14 protein-coding genes are annotated in these 17,715 nt (G+C 69.1%); 3 read left to right on the top strand and 11 right to left on the bottom strand.

The window, feature by feature from the left end; all coding sequences use genetic code 11:
* Positions 1-39: 39 nt before the first annotated feature.
* From C0461_RS00185 to C0461_RS00170, 4 genes are all read right to left on the bottom strand, one after another.
* Complete coding sequence (locus C0461_RS00185; RefSeq protein ID WP_292102485.1) at positions 40-1,065, bottom strand: helix-turn-helix domain-containing protein; 1,026 nt, start codon at positions 1,063-1,065, stop codon at positions 40-42.
* A 177-nt stretch (positions 1,066-1,242) separates the two neighbouring features.
* Positions 1,243-3,504 carry a phosphoenolpyruvate--protein phosphotransferase gene (ptsP, locus tag C0461_RS00180; protein ID WP_292102481.1) on the bottom strand — a complete coding sequence of 754 codons (2,262 nt, stop codon included), beginning with the start codon at positions 3,502-3,504 and terminating at the stop codon, positions 1,243-1,245.
* Positions 3,505-3,578: 74 nt separating this feature from the next.
* The gene (yidD, locus tag C0461_RS00175) at positions 3,579-3,824 is read right to left on the bottom strand and encodes a membrane protein insertion efficiency factor YidD (RefSeq protein ID WP_292102474.1); all 246 of its coding nucleotides are present in this window, start codon (positions 3,822-3,824) and stop codon (positions 3,579-3,581) included.
* A gap of 2 nt (positions 3,825-3,826) precedes the next feature.
* Positions 3,827-4,276 (bottom strand): iron-sulfur cluster assembly scaffold protein, encoded by a 450-nt coding sequence (locus C0461_RS00170; protein ID WP_292102733.1) that lies wholly within the window; start codon positions 4,274-4,276, stop codon positions 3,827-3,829.
* A gap of 97 nt (positions 4,277-4,373) precedes the next feature.
* On the opposite strand from C0461_RS00170, the gene C0461_RS00165 reads away from it, so the two are divergent.
* Entirely contained in the window at positions 4,374-5,798 is a 1,425-nt protein-coding gene (locus C0461_RS00165) for an amidohydrolase family protein (RefSeq protein WP_292102469.1), read from the top strand.
* On the opposite strand, the gene C0461_RS00160 is transcribed toward C0461_RS00165, so the two are convergent.
* The 3 genes from C0461_RS00160 to C0461_RS00150 are packed head-to-tail and all read right to left on the bottom strand — an operon-like array spanning position 5,792 to position 8,425.
* On the bottom strand, positions 5,792-7,159 hold the full coding sequence (locus C0461_RS00160; protein WP_292102467.1) for a M28 family metallopeptidase: 1,368 nt from the start codon (positions 7,157-7,159) through the stop codon (positions 5,792-5,794). The two genes, C0461_RS00165 and C0461_RS00160, sit on opposite strands and share 7 nt — an antisense overlap.
* Positions 7,159-7,632 (bottom strand): phasin, encoded by a 474-nt coding sequence (locus tag C0461_RS00155; protein ID WP_292102465.1) that lies wholly within the window; start codon positions 7,630-7,632, stop codon positions 7,159-7,161. Before C0461_RS00155 ends, C0461_RS00160 begins: the two co-directional genes overlap by 1 nt.
* A 43-nt stretch (positions 7,633-7,675) precedes the next feature.
* Positions 7,676-8,425, bottom strand: coding sequence for a creatininase family protein (locus tag C0461_RS00150; RefSeq protein ID WP_292102462.1), 750 nt, complete (start codon positions 8,423-8,425; stop codon positions 7,676-7,678).
* Positions 8,426-8,535: 110 nt separating this feature from the next.
* On the opposite strand from C0461_RS00150, the gene acs reads away from it, so the two are divergent.
* Together acs and nth are read left to right on the top strand one after the other, a co-directional pair.
* Positions 8,536-10,470, top strand: a complete 1,935-nt coding sequence (acs, locus tag C0461_RS00145; protein ID WP_363377248.1) for an acetate--CoA ligase — start codon at positions 8,536-8,538, stop codon at positions 10,468-10,470.
* Positions 10,467-11,135, top strand: a complete 669-nt coding sequence (gene nth / locus C0461_RS00140) for an endonuclease III (RefSeq protein ID WP_292102454.1) — start codon at positions 10,467-10,469, stop codon at positions 11,133-11,135. The genes acs and nth overlap by 4 nt, the downstream gene beginning before the upstream one ends.
* Positions 11,136-11,139: 4 nt before the next feature.
* On the opposite strand, the gene gyrB is transcribed toward nth, so the two are convergent.
* The 4 genes from gyrB to dnaA all read right to left on the bottom strand — a co-directional run bounded on the left by gyrB (position 11,140) and on the right by dnaA (position 17,538).
* Positions 11,140-13,569: a DNA topoisomerase (ATP-hydrolyzing) subunit B gene (gyrB, locus tag C0461_RS00135; protein WP_292102452.1), complete on the bottom strand. Its 2,430-nt coding sequence runs from the start codon at positions 13,567-13,569 to the stop codon at positions 11,140-11,142.
* On the bottom strand, positions 13,570-14,745 hold the full coding sequence (gene recF, locus C0461_RS00130; protein WP_292102449.1) for a DNA replication/repair protein RecF: 1,176 nt from the start codon (positions 14,743-14,745) through the stop codon (positions 13,570-13,572). It abuts the gene before it with no gap.
* 127 nt (positions 14,746-14,872) lie between these two features.
* On the bottom strand, positions 14,873-15,991 hold the full coding sequence (gene dnaN, locus C0461_RS00125; RefSeq protein ID WP_292102443.1) for a DNA polymerase III subunit beta: 1,119 nt from the start codon (positions 15,989-15,991) through the stop codon (positions 14,873-14,875).
* Between the two features lie 119 nt (positions 15,992-16,110).
* Positions 16,111-17,538 carry a chromosomal replication initiator protein DnaA gene (gene dnaA / locus C0461_RS00120; RefSeq protein ID WP_292102432.1) on the bottom strand — a complete coding sequence of 476 codons (1,428 nt, stop codon included), beginning with the start codon at positions 17,536-17,538 and terminating at the stop codon, positions 16,111-16,113.
* Between the last annotated feature and the right edge of the window lie 177 nt (positions 17,539-17,715).

Genomic DNA, 17,715 nt, shown 5'->3' with positions numbered 1-17,715 from the left:
ATAGGGGATCAGGCGATGTTATTCCACGACGGAAAGATGTCAGCCCGCAGGAGGAATTGTTGCGGTCCGCTGGGCCAGTGCGCTGGCGGTCTGGCGCGCGGCGGCCTGGGCGCGGGCGTTCAGACCCGCCAGCGGCGTCAGGGCCGAGGTCAGGGCGCCCTCGTACTCGCCGTTCAGATAGACAGTGAAGGCGGACGGCTCGGACACATCGATGGTGGCCGCCACGTCGCGGGGCGCGCGCCAGGATTCCCCGGCCGCCAGTTGGCGGGCGAACAGGACCCGGCCGTCAGCCATGCGCACTACGATGCTGGCGGGGCGCTGGGCCTGGATCACGACATGGGAAGCGGTGGGCGCGGCGCCATAGGTCGCGCCGCGCGGATTGAAGGCGCGCTGGACCGGAGCGGTCGGCGCCGGCGTTGCGGCCTGGCCATCGCCCTCGGCCTCGGATTCCAGTCCGCTCAGCTCGGCCTCAAGACCGGGCGTTATGTACAGGGCAGGGACAGTCTGGTCCGGCGGCGCGGCGCGCGGCGCGCCCAGACGCACCACGCCGGGCGCCGAGCCGAGAGACCAGGTTTCGGGCGTCTCGAAAATGGCGGGCGGGGTCGGCGCCTGCATCAGGCTGACCCGCTGGAAGACATTCCAGCCGACGACGGCGAACACCAGGGCGGCGGCGGCGGCGATGAGACGCGGCGAACTGCGCCTGGCCTCGCGCACGTCCACCCCGGTCGGCGGCTGCAGTCCCACGGGCGCATGGGGGCTTTCCCGTTTGAAGCGTTCGGCAGCCAGCTGCTCATCCAGCCCCAGGGCGGCGGCGTAGGCTCGCACATAGCCCAGGGCGAACACCTGAGACGGCAGGGCGGTGAAGTCACCCTGTTCAAGGGCCCGAAGGTAGCGGGCATGGACGCGGGTCGCAGCGGACAGCTCATCGATGGGGCGGTCGGAATGTTCACGCGCCCGGCGCAGGGCGTCGCCCAGAGTGGGGGACTCCGTCAGAATGCGGTGCGGATCGCTCCACTCCGCCTCGTCGTGTCGCACGTCAGGGTCGAACCCTGCATCCAGCGGCATGTCGCCCGCCCCCATACTCGCACTGTCGATCGATGAATGATCGAACCGCCACGTCCCCCGCAGCGCCCGATCCTGACCTCCCCCCGGAAGCCCCTCGAACTCATCCTGTGGATAACCCATTGACAGCCCCGGATCAATGTCTGGTTAACCGATTCGCGCCCCGCGCGAGCGGCTTTCTCACAGAGCGACGTTCAACTTCCGGGCCAAGGCCTCCACCTCGTTGCGGACCGAGGCCGAGGGGGCGCCCAGCAGCCCCGACACGCCGCGCCGAGCCGCCGCCAGATCCAGCGACAGGATCATGCGCTTGACCGGCCCCACCCCGCCCGCGGGCGCAGAAAGCCGTGTGTATCCAAGCGCCAGCAGAACCATGGCCTCCAGTGGCCGGCCGGCCAGCTCGCCACAGACGGACACCGGCGTCTCGGTTTCCTCGCACTGGCGCTGAATGTCCTGCAGGGCGCGCAGGGTCGGGGGCGACAACGGGTCGTACCGATCCGAGACCAGGGGATTGGTCCGGTCCGCTGCGTACATGTACTGAAACAGGTCATTGGTGCCGATGGACACGAAATCGGTCAGCGGCAGCAGGGCGTCCAGATGCCACAGCAGGCTGGGCGCCTCGATCATGGCGCCGACCCGCAGGGACGCGGGCAAGGTCTTGCCCCGGCGCTCGGCCCATTCGCATTCGGCGTCCATCAGGGCGCGGGCCGCGCGGAACTCGTCCACCGTGGCGATCATGGGGAACATGACCCGCAGTTCGCGGCCGGCGGCTGCGCTCAACAGGGCGCGCAGTTGCAGCCGCAGCAGGCCGGGCCGGTCCAGACCGAGACGGATGGCGCGGCGGCCGAGGGCGGGGTTCTCCTCGCGCTCCACCTCGAGATAGGGCAGCACCTTGTCGCCGCCCACGTCCAGGGTGCGGAAGGTGACCGGGCGGTCCCCCGCCGCGTCCAGCACCCGGCGATACAGATCGGTCTGGGCCTGGAGGCGGGGCAGTTCCTCAGACACCATGAACTGGAACTCGGTGCGGAACAGGCCGATGCCCTCGGCGCCCGTCTCGTCCAGGGTGTCCAGATCCACCACCAGTCCGGCGTTGGCCAGCACCGTCACCCGCACCCCGTCTCGGGTCACGGCGGGCGTGTCGCGCAGGGCCACGAACTCGGCGCGGCGCTGGGCGCGGACCTGCATGCGCGCCTGCACCGCGTCCAGCATCTCGGGCCGGGGGCGCAGGAACGCCTCGCCCGACTCGCCGTCGGCGATGACCAGATCACCCTCTGACAGGCGGTCCCTCAGGCCGGCGAGGCGGCCGACGCAGGGAATCTGGAGCGCCCGGGCGACGATGCCCGCATGGCTGGCGGCGGAGCCTTCCTCAAGCAGCAAGCCGCGCAGCTTGTCGCGGGGATACTCCAGCAGGTCCGCAGGCCCCAGGTTGCGGGCCACCAGAATGGTGTCGTCCGGCAGATCGCGCTGGCCCGGGCGGTCTCCCGCCAGCACCCGCAGCAGGCGGTTGGCCAGATCCTCGAGATCGTGCAGGCGTTCGCGGATGTAGGGATCGCGGGCCTTGGCGAAGCGGGCCCGGTGCTCGTTTCGCACCCGATCAACCGCCGCCTCGGCGGTCAGACCGCCGCGCACCGCCTCCTCCAGCGACCGGTTCCAGCCCCGGTCGTCGGCGAACATCCGGTAGGTCTCCAGCACCTCGTAGGACGGTCCGGCGAGGCCCTGCCCGCCCTCCAGCATGGCGTCGATGTTGGCCTTCAGCGCGGTCAGGCCAAGCTTCAGCCGCGCCTCCTCCGCCACGGGGTCGTCGGCCAGCAGGCGCTCGGGCGCCACCGGCGCCTCGTGCAGCACCGCATGGCCGATGGCGAGGCCTTCGGCGAAGCGCTGGCCCTTGATGCGTTCGGGGCGGTGGGGGGCGACCTCCACATCGCGCAGCTCGTCCAGGCCCAGCAATTCTCCGGAGGCGACGGTTTCGGCCAGGACCATGGCGATGGTCTGGATGTCCTCGACCTCGTCCTCGTCATAGCGGCGCGCCGCCTGGTTCTGGACCACCAGCACGCCGATGGATCGGCCGCCGCGCAGCAGGGGCGCGCCGAGGAAAGCGTGGTAGGGATCCTCGCCGGTTTCGGGGCGGTAGGAGAAGCTGGGGTGGCTGGGGGCGTCCGACAGGCTGATGGGCTCGTTGAGCCGCGCCACCTCGCCCACGAGACCCTCGCCGGGCCGCAGGCGGGTGTTGTGGACGGCGCCGGGATTCAGGCCCTCGGTGGCGAACAGCTCCAGCTCTCCGGTGGAGCGGCGCAGATAGATGGAGCAGACTTCCGCCACCATTGACGAGGCGATGGTCTTGACGACCTTGTCCAGACGCTCCTGGGCCGGGCCGCCGCCGGCCATGGCCTCGCGGATCTGGCGCAGGAGGTTTCTGGGCCCCCTCGTCGTCAATCCGCTGCCCATGGGCATCACGCGCCTGCTCCCGCCATCCGATTCCGCCCTAGCATATACAGAAGCTTCTCCGCCGCGCACCCCGGCTAGTCGGGGAGCGACAGCTTCGGCGGAACCGGATCGTACCCCGAGCCGCCGAAAGGATGGCAGCGGCAGACCCTTTTCAAGGCGAGCCAGCCGCCCCGCGCGGGGCCGTGGGTGATCAGGGCCTCGGCCGCATAGTCCGAACAGGTGGGCAGGAACCGGCACTGCTGTCCGGTCAGGGGCGACAGGGTGACCTTGTAGCCCCGGTGGGCCAGACGGACGCCGCGCTCGTACAGGCTGGCCGCCACGGTCAGGCCGCGCCTGACAGGCGGGCGCGCTCGGCCGCGCGCACCGCGTCCAGCGCCGCCTCCACCGCCACCAGCGCCGACGCGTGGCGGGCTGGATAGTCCGCCACCTGTTTCAGCATGCGCAGATCAGCGAAGCGCCCCTCGGGCCCTTCGCCGCCTGATTTCAACATGGCCGCCATGGCGTCCCGGGCCTGCTCGATCTCGTCGCCGGTTGCGCCGATCACCTGTTCGCCCAGCACCGCCGCCGCCGCCTGGCCAAGGGCGCAGGCCTTCACGGCCTGGGCGTAATCCGCCACCTGGCCGGTGTCATCCAGAATGACGTCAACGGTGGCGGTCGAGCCGCACAGCCTGGCGACCCTGTGGCCCGTGCCCTGCGGCGCGTCCAGACGCCCCGTGCGCGGCATGTTGGCCGCGAGCGTGAGGATGCGCGCGCTGTAGAGATCGTCGATCATGACCGACAGATAGGCGCTCATCGATCTTGCGAGAAGTGTGAAAGACTTGCCGTCTGGAACGGACTTCATCGGCATCACAGCTATCCGTGGAGCCGTCATGATCCGTCGACCAGTCCTTCCTGCCTGCCTTCTCGCTATCGCTTCGCTCGCCGTCGCGTCCGCCGCCCATGCCGAACGCAACGTCTATCTGGGCCTGAACCTGATCCATCCGCAGACCGAGACGTTCCAGCCGGACGCCTATGTGGTGGTCGAGGACGGCCGCATCGTCGAGATCGGGCAGGGCCGTCCCGCGACCGGGCAAGGCCGGATGCACGACTTCACCGGCCTGTTCGCCCTGCCCGGCCTGATCGACACCCATGCGCACATCAGTCTGGCGGCGATCCGCATCGACACAGACGAGGACGGCGCGCCCTATCTGGCCGCAGATCATCGCCCCGACATCGTGGCCCACAACGCGCGGCGCATGCTGGCCTACGGCGTCACCACGGTGCGCAATCCCGGTGGCGACATGGCGGCGAGCCGCGCCTACGATGAAGCGCGGGCAGCGGGCCTGTCGGGGCCCGAAGCCCTGCACGCCGGCGAAGTCATCGACCGCTCACCCTTTCCCGTCATGGGCCTGGCGGACCGGCCGTCGGAGACGCGGGGCGTCGCCGCCATCGTCGCCGAGCAGGCGCAAGGGGGCGCGCGCTACATCAAGCTCTACGAGTCCCTGAGCGAGGCGGACCTGATCGAGGGGATCGCCGAGGCCCGGCGTCACGGCCTGCCGGTGATCGCACACCTGTCGGACGTGAGCTGGACCCGCGCCGCCGAACTGGGTGTGGACGCGCTGGTGCACATGATGCCGGTGAGCCCGGAGTTGCTGCCGCCGGATCGCCGCGAGGCCTATGTGGCGAGCCGCAGGCAGGGCGCGTTCGCTTTCTTCGAATGGTACGAGGCCGTCGATCTGGACGCACCGGAGATCGAAACCATGATCCGGACGCTGGCGCGTGAACAGGTTCATGTCGACGCCACGCTGGTGGCTTTCGAGGCGGCTTTCCGGGGCGACGATGCGGCCTTTCTCGCCCGGGATGCAGGCCTGTTTCATCCGGACATGCAGGCGAACTGGAGCCAGGTCTTCCGGTTCGATCTGGGCTGGACCGCCGAGGACTATGCGCGCGCCCGGGCGGTGTGGCCCAAGGTTCTGGAGCTGACCCGCCGCATGCACGAGGCGGGCGTGCCGCTGACCCTGGGCACAGACATGGCCAATCCCTTCATCGCGCCGGGACGGAGCATGGCCCGCGAAGCGGTCCTGCATCAGGAGGCCGGGATACCCGCATGGGATGTGCTGCGCATGGCCACCACCGATGCCGCGCGCAGGCTGGGGATCGCGGACCGCACCGGCGCCCTGGCCGTGGGTCAGGAAGCGGACATCGTCTTCCTGTCAGCGGACCCGGCGACGGACCTGAACGCCCTGACACAGGTGCGGGCGGTGTTGTCGGACGGCGAGCTGTACGATCCGGCGGGCCTGCTGGCCGATCAGTAGCCGCCGAAGCTGCCCGCCGCGCCGGGGAAGACCACCGGGCTTTCCGCGCCGTTGTCCGCCACCGCCGCCACGCCGAAGAAGTAGTTGTCGATGACCACATTCTCCAAGGTGAACTCGGTGACGTCCCCGACCCAGCGGCTGTGGGTCCATTGGGGCTCGGTGGTCAGGCGCCAGTAGATGCGGTAGCCGGCCAGATCGGGGGCCTGGGCGTCGGTGGGACGGGTCCAGCGCAGGGTGGTGTCCGGGCTGACCGCGCCCTCGATCTGGACCCCGGCGGGCGGCGGCGGGGCCCAGGCCATGCCCGCCAGCGCCACGGCGTTCAGGCCCGTCAGCTTGGCCGCATAGTCGAAGTCCACGTACTCGATGGTGTCGCCGTAGTGGCGGCCGTCCTCGTTCCTGAGGTCCTGATGCTGGCGGTCGTAGTGCTCGTTGGTCTCCATGATCCGCACGCCGGGGTAGCCCAGATCGTTGAACGGCCGGTGGTGACCGCCGCGGCCGAAGCGATCGAGCCTGTAGACCATCATCACGTCCAGATTGGGCACATACTGCTCGCCCACCTGCGCGATGTAGCGGGCCAGATTGCGCGAGGGGCTGTCCACCTCGCCGCCGGTAAAGCGCCGCTGGCGCGCCTCGGCCTCGGTCTCGGTCATGCGCGTGCCCTCGGCGAAGACCCGGGCGGTGACATTGTCCACCACCCCGTTGATGCCTGCCGAGTTGCCGATCATGTCGTTGTTCAGCACCGCCTGGAGCCGCCAGCCCTCGCGCTGGGCATGGGCGGCGAGGATCTGGCCGCCGAACAGGCCCTGCTCTTCCCCGGCCAGCGCGGCATAGACGATGGTGGCGGGGAAGCGGTGCCGGGTCAGCACCCGCGCCGCCTCCAGCGTGCCCGCGACGCCCGAGGCGTTGTCGTTGGCGCCCGGGGAGTCGTCGGCGGCGTTCATGACGTCGGTGACGCGGCTGTCGATGTCGCCGCTCATCAGCACATAGCGGTTCGGGTCGGCGGTCCCGCGCTGGATGGCGATGACGCTGACTACCTCGGCGGGTTCGGGGATGCGCGGGCCGGTGACCGTGTCCGAGACATACATGACCTCAAGGCAGCCGCCGCAGGCTGCGGAGATGCGCTCGAACTCCGCATGGATCCAGCGACGGGCCGCGCCGATGCCGCGCGTCTCCGACTCCGTTTCCGACAGGGTGTGCCGGGTGCCGAAGCCGACCAGGGTGGCGATATCCGCCTCGATGCGCTCCGGCGAGGGCGCGACGGCGATGTCGTAAAGGGCGGGAATCTCTGCGGGTGGCGGCGTCTGGGCCACGGCGACGGCCGGCAGGGCCGCGATCGCCATGGCGGTGAACAGGGCGCGCATCAGGTTTTCTCCTTGATTTTCAGACGCCTTGCGTTGGCGCTTACGGCCGTGTGCAGCGGCGCCAGGACATAGGTCTGCATACGCGCCCAGTCGGCGTTCAGCGTCAGAGCTCTTTCAGTGGCGCGTGTCCAGCAGCCCAGGGCCCACTGGGTCTGGATGACCGCCGCCTGCGCAGGATCCGACGCTCTCATAACCTGCTCCATGGCGTGGGAGGCGGCGTCGGTCTCGACCGCCAAGGCGCGGGCCACTCGCCCGGCGACAATTCCCGCGCCCGCCGTTGCGCGATCGGAAACCGCATGGAAGGCAGCGACCTTTTCGTCGCTCATCAGGGCCAGTTCGGTCAGGTCGGCGCCGGCGGGGTCACACACGGCCTCGGCCATGATCTCCAGCCGCCGGTGGATCACTGCCCCCGCCTCGCGCATCATGCGGTCATTCATGTCGGCGGGACTCCGGGGGGGCTTGGGCTGGTTCATGTCCGCAAGCCTAGACCGACGCCGCCGCCATGCAAGGGGCGGCTCAGGGCGTGACCTCGGCCGAGAACGCCTTCACGTCGGCCAGCAGGGCTGAGACCGCCGCGTCGATGATGCGCTGACCCTTTTCGGGCGACGCCTGGGCCGGGTCCGAGCCGATGCGGCCGTCGGGGAAACGGGCGCGGTAGTCCAGGGCGTCGCGAATCGGCCCTATGGGCGCGATCTGCGGGGAGTAGTCCGCCGTCTTGATGCGGTCCGGATAGGCCGCCTGGGTCACGGCGATCTCCGACGGGGTGGCGTGCATGCCGTGCCCCTTGGGAAAGATCTCGGTGCACAGCCGGTGCACCCCCGGCAGGTCCCACCAGTTGACCAGCTTCAGGGCGAAGGGCGGGTGCTCCTCCACAAACGACCATTCGGCGTAGATTTCCGAAAAGGTCGCCTCGATGGTGGCCACGTTGCCGCCGTGCCCGTTGAGGAAATAGATGCGCTCGAAGCCGTGGCGGCTCAGGGACGAAACCCAGTCGGTGATAGCCGCCATGAAGGTGGAGGGCCGCAGGGATATGGTGCCGGCGAACGCCAGGTGGTGCTGGGCCATGCCGATGTTGAAGGTGGGCGCCACCACCAGGCCGTCGTCCTGCTTCTCCGCCGCGTGGGCGATGATCTCGGGGCACAGCCAGTCGGTGCCCAGCAGGCCCGTGGGACCGTGCTGTTCATTGGAGCCGATCGGCACGACCACGGTCTTCGTCGCCTTCAGGCGCGCGTCGATCTCGGGCCAGGACGACAGGTGGATCAGCATGGAAAACTCCGGAACATGAGACAGTGGTCCGCTTGGCAAGCGGACGTCCAGCGCATACGCCTGTTTCATCGGCGCCGCAAAGACGCGACCTCCCCCACACGGAGCCCAGCATGACCGACCAGACCCGCATTCCCGTTCGCGACCATGTCGCGCAAGGGGCCCACATGGACACCGAAGCCTATGCGCGGACGGTGGAGAGCGCGGCGCGCGATCCTGAAGGGTTCTGGCGCGGGGTGGGCGAGCGGCTGGACTGGTCAAGGCCCTTCACCGAGGTGAAGGACGTCAGCTTCGACCGGCAGGATTTCCGCATCCGCTGGTTCGCCGACGGAGAGCTGAACGCCAGCGTCAACTGCATCGACCGGCACCTGCCCGACCGCGCCGACCAGACCGCTATCCTCTTCGAGGGCGACGACCCCTCCGTAGACGGCGCGATGACCTACGCCGAGCTGCACGCCGAGGTGTGCCGCATGGCCAATGTGCTCAAGGATCTGGGCGCGAAGAAGGGCGACCGCATCACCCTGTACATGCCCATGATCCCGCTGGCGGCGGTGGCCATGCTGGCCTGCGCCCGCATCGGCGCGGTGCACTCGGTGGTGTTCGGCGGCTTCTCGCCGGACAGCCTGGGCGGGCGGATCGAGGACTGCGGCTCGACCATTGTCATCACCGCCGACGAGGGGCGGCGCGGCGGCAAGCGCATCCCGCTCAAGGCCAATGTGGACAAGGCGCTGGAGAAGGTCTCCGTCGACAAGGTGCTGATGATCCGCTGGACCGGCGCGGACGTGCCCCTGACCGAGGGACGGGACGTGGTTTATGAGGACGTGCGCGAGGCGGCGTCCACCGAGTGTCCGCCCGAGCCCATGAACGCCGAGGATCCGCTGTTCATCCTCTACACCTCCGGCTCCACCGGAAAGCCCAAGGGGGTTCTGCACACCACCGGCGGCTATCTGGCCTGGGCCGCCTACACCCACGAGCTGGTGTTCGATTACAAACCGGGAGAGGTCTACTGGTGCACCGCCGACGTGGGCTGGGTCACGGGGCACAGCTACATCGTCTATGGCCCGTTGGCGAACGGGGCCACGACCCTCGTGTTCGAGGGCGTGCCCACCTGGCCCGACGCCGGGCGCTGCTGGCAGGTGGTGGACAAGCACAAGGTCAACATCTTCTACACCGCTCCCACCGCCATCCGCGCCCTGATGCGCGAGGGCGACGACTGGGTCACGAAGCACGACCGCTCGTCCCTGCGCCTGCTGGGGTCCGTGGGCGAGCCCATCAATCCCGAGGCCTGGCTGTGGTATCACCGCGTGGTCGGCGACGGCCGCTGCCCGGTGGTGGACACCTGGTGGCAAACCGAGACCGGCGGCATCCTGATCAGCCCGCTGCCCGGCGCCACCGAGCTCAAGCCTGGCTCGGCGACAAAGCCCCTGCCGGGCGTCATGCCCGCGATCGTCACCAACGAGGGCGACATCCTGCAAGGCGCGGCCGAGGGGCCGCTGTGCATCACCGACTCCTGGCCCGGCCAGATGCGCACCGTCTACGGCGACCACAACCGCTTCATCGAGACCTATTTCACCACCTTCCCCGGCAAGTATTTCACCGGCGACGGCGCCCGGCGCGACGCGGACGGCTATTACTGGATCACCGGGCGCATTGACGATGTGCTGAACGTCTCCGGCCACCGTCTGGGCACCGCCGAGATCGAGAGCGCGCTTGTGTCCCACCCTGCGGTGTCGGAGGCCGCGGTGGTGGGCTATCCCCATGACATCAAGGGGCAGGGGGTCTGGGCCTATGTGACCCTGAAGGCGGATCAGGATCCGTCCGAGGATCTGAAGAAGGCGCTGGTCACCCACGTCCGGTCCGAGATCGGCCCGATCGCCAGCCCTGACGTGATCCAGTGGGCCCCGGGCCTGCCCAAGACCCGATCGGGCAAGATCATGCGGCGGATCCTGCGCAAGATCGCCGAGAACGAGACCGGGGCCCTTGGCGACACCTCGACCCTCGCCGACCCGGCGGTGGTGGACGATCTGATCAGGAACCGGCCGGAGTGAGCCTGGCGCTGCGCTGGCCCCCCGACCCGGACCGGGTGGAGGAAATCTTCGCCCGTCTGGCGCGGGTGATGCCCGAGCCGAAGACCGAGCTGAATTTCACCAACCCGTTCACCCTCGTCTCCGCCGTGGCCCTGTCGGCCCAGGCGACGGACGTGGGGGTGAACAAGGCGACAGCCGCGCTGTTCGCCGTGGCCGACACGCCGCAGAAAATGGCTGCGCTCGGCGTCGAGGGCCTGACCCCCTACATCGCCTCCATCGGGCTGTACCGGAACAAGGCGAAGAACCTGATCGCCATGTCGCAGATCCTGATCGCGCGGCACGGCGGCGAGGTGCCGCTGAACCGCGCCGACCTTCAGGCCTTGCCCGGGGTGGGGCGAAAGACCGCCTCGGTGGTGCTGAACGAACTGGGGATCGAGCCAGCCATCGCGGTGGACACCCATGTGTTCCGCGTCTCCCACCGCCTCGCCCTGGCCAACGCCGGCACGCCGGATAAGGTGGAGGCCCAGCTGCATCAGGTGGTGCCGCACCACTGGCTGCCCAAGGCGCACCACTGGCTGATCCTGCATGGCCGCTACACCTGCGTGGCGCGCCGTCCCAAATGCGAGGCCTGCGTCATCTCGGACCTGTGCCCGGCGCGGCCCGACCTGATGGCGGCCCGCGCCTGATCGATCAGACGTCGACCGCGGCGTCCAGGGCGTTGCTCTGGATGAACTCGCGGCGCGGCTCCACCACATCCCCCATAAGCTTGGCGAACAGGTCGTCAGCGTCGTCGGCGTGGTCCACCTGCACCTTGAGCAGGGTGCGGGCGTTGTCGTCCAGAGTGGTTTCCCACAGCTGCTCGGGGTTCATCTCACCCAGACCCTTGTAGCGCTGGATCGACAGGCCCTTTTTGCCCGCGTCCAGCACGGCGGCCAGCAGGTCGAGCGGCCCGCGGATGGTGGTGGACTTGTCCTTGCGCCGGAACGTCGCCGGCTCGCGGAACAAACCGTCGAAGGCTGCGGCGCGCTCGCCCAGGCGTCGCGCGTCCAGCGAACGGGTCAGGGATTCCTCCAGCACGATCTGCTCGGCCACGGCGCGGCGCGTCCGGCTGAACACCAGCGCCCCCTGTTCCCCTTTCTCGCCGGACCACGGGCCGTCGCCCTCTTCGGCGTAGAGGTCCAGATGGCGCGCCGCATAGGCCAGGTCGCCGCCCTCCGCCGTGAACAGACCGGAAAGGGCCGCCTGCTCGATGGCGAACGCGGGGGCGCGGGTCGCCAGCCGGTCCACCAATCCCTTGAAGGCCTTGGCCTCGCGCACCAGGCCTTGCAGGTCCATGCCGGTCCGGCGCTCGCCGCCGACGAAGTCCAGCTCGGCGCCGTCCGATCCTTCCTCGATCAGATAGGCGTCCATCTCCGGCTCGTCCTTGAGGTAGCGGGACTGCTTGCCCTTGGACACCTTGTAGAGGGGGGGCTGGGCGATGAAGATGTGGCCCTTCTCGATCAGCTCCGGCATCTGCCGATAGAAGAAGGTGAGCAGGAGGGTGCGGATGTGGGCGCCGTCCACGTCGGCGTCGGTCATGATGATGATCTTGTGGTAGCGCAGCTTCTCGATGTTGAAGTCGTCGCGTCCGATGCCGGTGCCCAGGGCCAGGATCAGGGTGCCGATCAGCTCGCTGGACAGCATCCGGTCGAACCGCGCCCGCTCCACGTTCAGGATCTTGCCGCGCAGGGGCAGGACGGCCTGATTCTCGCGGTTGCGCGCCTGTTTGGCCGAGCCGCCGGCGGAGTCGCCCTCGACGATGAACAGTTCGGACTTGGCCGGGTCACGCTCCTGACAGTCGGCCAGCTTGCCGGGCAGGGAGCTGATCTCCAGAGCGGACTTGCGCCGGGTCAGGTCACGGGCCTTGCGGGCCGCCTCGCGGGCCGTGGCCGCCTCCACGATCTTGGCCACGACCTGGCGGGCCTCGGTCGGGTGCTCCTCGAACCAGGTGGACAGCCCTTCCGAGCACAGGGCCTCCACCGCCGGGCGGACCTCGGAGGAGACCAGCTTGTCCTTGGTCTGGGAGCTGAATTTCGGATCCGGCACCTTGACCGACAGCACGCAGGTCAGGCCCTCGCGCGCGTCCTCGCCCGTGACCGAAACCTTCTCCCGCTTGGCGATTCCCGAGCTTTCGATATAGGCCCCCATCACACGCGTCAGGCTGGCGCGGAATGCCGACAGGTGCGTGCCCCCATCCCGCTGGGGGATGTTGTTGGTGAAGCACAGCATGGTCTCGTGGTAGCTGTCGTTCCACCACAGGGCCAGGTCGATCTCGATGTTCTCCTTCTTGCCCCGGATGACGATGACGTCCTTCAGGATCGGAGACTTGGACTTGTCCAGGTGGCGCACGAAGGCCTCGACCCCGCCCTCGTAGTGCAGGATCTCCTCGAACGGCTCCGCGCCGCGGTGATCGGCCAGCTTGATGACCACGCCCGAGTTCAGGAACGCCAGCTCGCGCAGGCGGTGCTCCAGGGTCTTGAGGTCGAAATCGATGTGGCTGAAGGTGGTCACCGACGGATAGAAGGTCAGCTCCGTGCCGGTCAGAACCTTGCCGTTCTCGCGCAGGGGCGCGTCGCCCACCACTTCCAGCGGCTTGACGGTGTCCCCGCGCTCGAAGCGCATCTGGTGCTTCTTGCCGTTACGGTAGATGACCAGCTCCAGCCAGTCCGACAGGGCGTTCACCACCGACACGCCCACGCCGTGCAGGCCGCCGGAGACCTTGTAGGAATTCTGGTCGAACTTTCCGCCCGCGTGCAACTGGGTCATGATGACCTCGGCGGCGGACACGCCCTCGCCCTCGTGGATGTCCACGGGAATGCCCCGCCCGTTGTCGGTGACCGTCACCGAGCCGTCGGCGTTCAGGATCACCTGCACCAGGTCCGCGTGACCGGCCAGGGCCTCGTCGATGGCGTTGTCCACCACCTCGTAGACCATGTGGTGCAGGCCCGAGCCGTCGTCGGTGTCGCCGATGTACATGCCCGGCCGCTTGCGCACGGCGTCGAGGCCTTTCAGCACCTTGATGGATTCGGCGCCGTAGGCGGCTTCCTCGGCGGTGTCCGGGGTGCGGTTCTGGTCGGTCATTCAGTCATCCGATGGGGCGAGCGTTCCTGCGTCGACGCGCACGAACCGGCCTCGCCCGTGAAGGTCAGAGAAGAGCGTTTCGTCGGTGCCGGTCAGGAAAGCCTGAAGGTCCAGCGCCACGATCTCCTCGAACAGGGCGGCGCGTCGGCGGCTGTCCAGGTGCGCCGGCGCTTCGTCCAGCAACAATACAGGGTTTGCGCCCGAATTGGCCAGTGAATCCCGGTTTTCCGGCATGGTTTTCAGCCGGGCAACCTGCGCCAGAATCAGGTTCAGAACCAAGGCCTTCTGCTCGCCGGAGGAGCCCTCGGCCGCCGGGCGGTTCTTTTCCCGGTGAAGGGCGGTCAGATCCGACCGGTGCGGACCGAAAAGCGAGCGTCCGGAAGCCGAATCACGGGCCCGTGACGCCTTCATGCCGGCGACGATTCCAGCTGCGATTTCAGCGGCCTCTGCGCCTGTGGCGGCGCTCTGCTCGGCCTCGCCGGTCAGGCCGAGATCAGCCTGGGGGAAGGGACGGTCGCCGCGCGCATCGATGCCTGACTGCAGGTCGCCCAGGGCCCGGGCCCGGGCCATGGCGGCGGCGGCGCCCTGTTCGCCCAGCCTTGCCTCCAGCGCGTCCAGCCAGGCCGGGTCGGCGGGCCGCTTGCCCTCCGCCGCCTCGGTCAGCAGGCGCAGGCGTTCCCGAAGGGCCTTCTCATAGGCAGAGACGCTGGCGGCGTGCCGGGGATCGGCGGCGAACACCAGCCGGTCGAAGAATTTCAGCCGCTCGGCCCGGCTGTCCGAGAACAGCCGGTCGTGCTCGGGTGTGGCCCAGACGGGCCGGAGATAATCCAGCATCCGCCCCGGCTGGGCGGTCTCGCCGTCGATACGCACGATGCGGCGCGACGCGCCTGGCGCCTGCACCCCCGTGCCCAGCCGGACGTCATCCCCGTCCGCACCCGCCAGCACGGCCGCCACGGCCCAGGCGCGGCCACCGGCCTCGCCCGGCTCGCGCCGCCCCAGCTCGGCCACCGGCGCCCCGCGCAGACCCCGCCCCGGCGTCAGGAGGCTGGCCGCCTCCAGCAGATTGGTCTTGCCCGCCCCGTTCGGCCCATGGAGCACGATGGGGCCAGACCCCACGCGCAGGGTGGCGCTGGCGTAGGAGCGGAAATCGGTGAGGGTGAGGGAAAGAAGGGTCAAGAGACCGCAATGCTCCCCCTCTGGGGGAGCTGTCCGCGAAGCGGACTGAGGGGGCGGCGAAGCGGACAGACCCCCTCCACCACGCTGCGCGTGGTCCCCCTCCCCCGGTGGGGGAGGAAAGGCGCCATCACACCCTCAGCGGCATCAGCACGTACTGCACGCCCGGGTCGCCCGGGTCGAGCACCAGGGTCGGGCTGGCCGGGTCGGCGAACATGTAGGTGGCGGTCTCGCCCTCGATCTGGCCGGCCACGTCCAGCAGATAGCGGGCGTTGAAGCCGATCTCGAAGGGCTCGTCGGTGTAGCCGATCTCCACCTCTTCCACGCCCTGTCCGGCCTCCATGTTGCGCACGGTCAGGGTGACCCGGTCGGTGTCCAGACCCAGCTTCACCGAGCGGCTCTTCTCCGCCGAGATGGTGGAGACCCGGTCCACGGCCTGGGCGAACACGGCGTTGTCGATGTCGGCGCGCTTGTCGTTGCCCTTGGGGATGACCCGCAGATAGTCGGGGAACGAGCCGTCGATGACCTTGGAGGTCAGGCTGGCCTGGCCAAACTCGAAACGGATCTTCTGGGCGCTGACCTGCACCTCTACCGGGCCGGAGCCGTCGTCCAGCAGGCGGCGCACCTGATCGATGGTCTTGCGCGGAACGATCACGCCAGGGCCGCCCGCTGCGCCTTCCGGGGCGGGGGTCTCGGCCAGGGCCAGGCGGTGGCCGTCGGTGGCGACGGCGCGCAGCAGCGCCTGTCCGCCCTCGGACACCGTGTGCAGATAGAGGCCGTTCAGATAATAGCGGGTCTCCTCGGTGGAGACGGCGAAGCGGGTCTTGTCGATCAGCCGAACCAGATCTTCCTTGAGCAGGCTGAACCGGGCCCCCGCGCTGTCGGCGGACATGACCGGGAAGTCCCCGGCCGGCAGCACCGGCAGGTTGAACTTGGACCGGCCGGCCTGGACCACCAGACGGGGATCGTCGCCGGAGTACAGCAGCGACACCTCGGCGCCTTCCGGCAGTTTGCGGACAATTTCGTACAGGGTGTGGGCCGGGGCCGTGATCTGGCCCTCGGTGTGCACCATGGCCTCGGCCTCATCCACCATCTCCATGTCCAGGTCGGTGGCCGCGAAGCTCAACCGGTCCCGGCCCGCCGAAAGCAGGACATTGGACAGGATCGGGATGGTGTTGCGTCGTTCGACGACGCTCTGCACGTGGCCAAGGGCCTTCAGGAGCGCCGCGCGTTCGATCGTCAGCTGCATGTGGTCTCGCCCGGATGACGACGACTCAACCGTCGCCGCTGCAATTGTGGGCCTTGGACATTAGCGGCTTGCGCGCCCGCTTCAACAGGGGAAACGGGCGCTCCACAGACCGGCGGTGCTTATCCCCGCAGCTTGCGGGTCAGGGTCTCCACATCGCGGGCGATCTGGTCGTCTGCGGGCATCATCTCCTCGATGCGGCGCACCCCGTGCAGGACCGTGGTGTGGTCCCGCCCTCCGAAGCGTCGGCCGATGTCCGGATAGCTGCGCGTGGTCAGCTGTTTGCACAGGTACATGGCGATCTGGCGGGGTCGGGCGATGATGCGTGTACGCCGTTCGCTCAGCAGGTCCGCCTGCTTCAGGTTGAAGTGCTCGGCCACCGTCTTCTGGATTTCGTCCACGGTGATGCGGCGCTCGGGTCCGCCGCGCAGGGCGGCGCCCAGCAGCACCGAGGCCTCGTCCGCCGTCAGCTCGGCCAGACGCTGCCCGGCGGAGGCGGCCAGGGTGTTCACCGCGCCCTCCAGTTCGCGCACCGACCCGGGCGTCCGGTCCACCAGCTGCTCCAGAACCTCGGGACGCGCCTCGCCGGACACCAGGCCCAGGCGGCCCAGGGCCTCAAACCGCTTTCTGGCCACCGCCAGCTTGACCATGCGGTCGGCGGGTTCGACCGGACAGGTCAGGCCCGCGGCCAGGTGCGAGCGCAGGCGCGGCTCGATGTCGGTCATGGCCGTGGGCGGCTTGTCGCCGGCCATGACCACGCGCTTTCCGTCCTCGATCAGGGCGGTCAGGGTGTTCAGCAGTTCTTCCTGGGTCGAGCTCTTGCCGCCCACGAACTGGACATCGTCCAGCAGCAGCATGTCGGCCGAGCGCAGGCTTTCCTTGAAGGCCGCCGTCTGGCGGTCCTGCACGGCGCGCACGAAGGTGGACAGGAAACGCTCGGCGGTCAGGTAGATGACCTTGGCGTTGGGGCGCAGGCGCTGCGCCTCCCAGGCGATGGCGTTCAGCAGGTGGGTCTTGCCGTGGCCGTAGGGGCCGCACAGGAACACGGGATTGAAATGGCCCTCGGCCCAGCTGGCGGTCTGTTTGGCGATGGCCAGGGCGAAGGCGTTTCCGGGACCTTCCACGAAAGCGTCGAAGGTCAGGCGGTCCTGCAGTCCGGCGGCGCGCACGGCGCGGGGGCCGTCGGTGACCGGGCCCACCGTGGCGCGGGGTTGCGCCGCAGGGGGCTGCGTCTGGGACGCCGGGCCGGAGACGGTCGGCGCGGGCGAGCCGAATTCGGCCCGGCACCGCACGTCCAGATGGCGTGACAGGCCGTCCAGGCCTAGCCACAGCTCATTCATGCGACGCAGGGCGTTTCTGCGAACCCAGTCCCGCGCATAGGCGGTGGGCGTCACCAGCACCAGCCGGCCCGAGGCGTCGGCCCGAACCGCCGACGGCGCGATGTACGAGCTGAACGGACCCTCGCCGATCTCGGCGCGCAGACGCGTCGCCGCTTGGTCCCAGATCCGTTCCGGATCCGTCAGTCTCTGTTCCGCCGCGCTGCCCGCCATGGGTTGCCCACCTCTTTCAGTTCACCAGCCACAAAGCCCGCCTGATCTCCGGGACGACTTCTCCTGGCCGCCGGAACAGGGGTTCCGGCGGTGGGGTCGGCCTCGCAGACGGACTTCTACCGCCGACGTGGAACAGGGTCCCGCGCCGTCTTCATCCGTGTCGGGATGGAAGTGCGT

Source organism: Brevundimonas sp., assembly GCF_013823285.1.
In the GTDB taxonomy this organism is placed as follows: domain Bacteria; phylum Pseudomonadota; class Alphaproteobacteria; order Caulobacterales; family Caulobacteraceae; genus Brevundimonas.
Note: the sequence above shows the minus strand (reverse complement) of the source record. Positions and strands in the feature narration are given on the sequence as shown.